General features: G+C 78.8%; 1 protein-coding gene and 1 pseudogene. Both read left to right on the top strand.

The genetic code is table 11. From position 1 onward, the window contains the following. Nucleotides 1–112: 112 nt before the first annotated feature. Nucleotides 113–694, top strand: a complete 582-nt coding sequence (locus WCS02_RS20465) for a helix-turn-helix domain-containing protein (protein WP_340296163.1) — start codon at nt 113–115, stop codon at nt 692–694. Between the two features lie 242 nt (nt 695–936). Further along, nucleotides 937–1,215 (top strand): annotated as a pseudogene (locus WCS02_RS20460) (hypothetical protein); the annotation flags it as partial.

The raw sequence follows: 1,215 nt of genomic DNA, 5'->3' as shown, positions 1-1,215 counted from the left end.
CCCGCCGCCGCACCGGGTGAGGCAGGCTGGCCCCGTGCAGGGGACCGGTGGCCGGGTCCCGGGGCCGCCCCGCCCGGCCGAGGACGGGACGGACGATGCCGAGGTCGGCGCCGTGGTGGCCGCCGTCGGGCCCAGGCTGCGCGCGCTGCGGGTGCGGCGGGGCGTGACCCTCACCCAGCTGTCCGCCGCCACGGGGGTGTCGGTGAGCACGCTGTCCCGCCTGGAGTCCGGTCTGCGGAAGCCGACGCTGGAGCTTCTGCTGCTCCTGGCCAGGGCGCACCAGGTCTCCCTCGACGAGCTCGTCGAGGCACCGCCCACCGGCGACCCCCGCACCGTCTTCCGCCCGGTCCGGCGCAACGGGATGACGCTCGTGCCCCTGACCCGGCGCCCCGGTGGCCTGCAGGCGTTCAAGATGGTGCTGCCCCCGGGCCTGCCCAGCCGCGACCCGGAGCTGCAGACGCACGAGGGCTTCGAGTGGATGTACGTCCTGGCCGGCAGGCTGCGGCTGCTGCTCGGGGAGCACGACGTCGTGCTCGCCCCCGGCGAGGTGGCCGAGTTCGACACGCACGTCCCGCACGCCTTCCTCACGGCCGACGGCGAGGCGGTCGAGCTCCTCGTCCTCTTCGGCCCGCAGGGGGAGCGGGCGCACGTCCGCGCACGACCGGCCCGCGGCCGGGCGGCCCCGTCCCGCTGAGGTCCCACCGCCCGGCTCAGGTCCCGGCGCCCGGTCGGGTGTGACCGCGTGGCTGACGTCCGACTGCCCGGCCGCGGTCCCGCCGCACGCTGACGTCCCGGCGCCCGGTGACGTCCCCCCGTCGGGCTGGCCTCCCGCCCTGTCCGCGGTCGCCGGGCGGTCCTCGCGCGACGGTGCGACCAGCCGTGCGGTCGTCGGCCGATCCCCCCGGTTCGCGGGACCCCGGCGGCTACCGTGGCCGGGTGGGAGAGCAGCAGTACCGGGCCAGGCCCCGGCACGCAGCCCCCACGCCCGCCCAGGTGCTCTGGCCGGCCGCGGCCGTGGTCCTCGTGCTGCTCCTGCTCGCCCTGCTGGTGCGCCCCGGCTCGTTCGTCGTCAGCATCGGTCCTACCGGGCCCCCGGTCGCGCCGGCCGCCCAGGGACCGGCCGCGCGGGCGGCGGTCGGCCCGCCGTCGGGGGAACCGGCACCGTCGCCGGACCCTGCGGTGGGCGCGGCCGACGACGCCGACGGGGCGCTGGAC

It is taken from the genome of Aquipuribacter hungaricus, assembly GCF_037860755.1.
Classification (GTDB): domain Bacteria; phylum Actinomycetota; class Actinomycetes; order Actinomycetales; family JBBAYJ01; genus Aquipuribacter; species Aquipuribacter hungaricus.
This window is presented reverse-complemented; position numbering and strand designations above follow the sequence as displayed.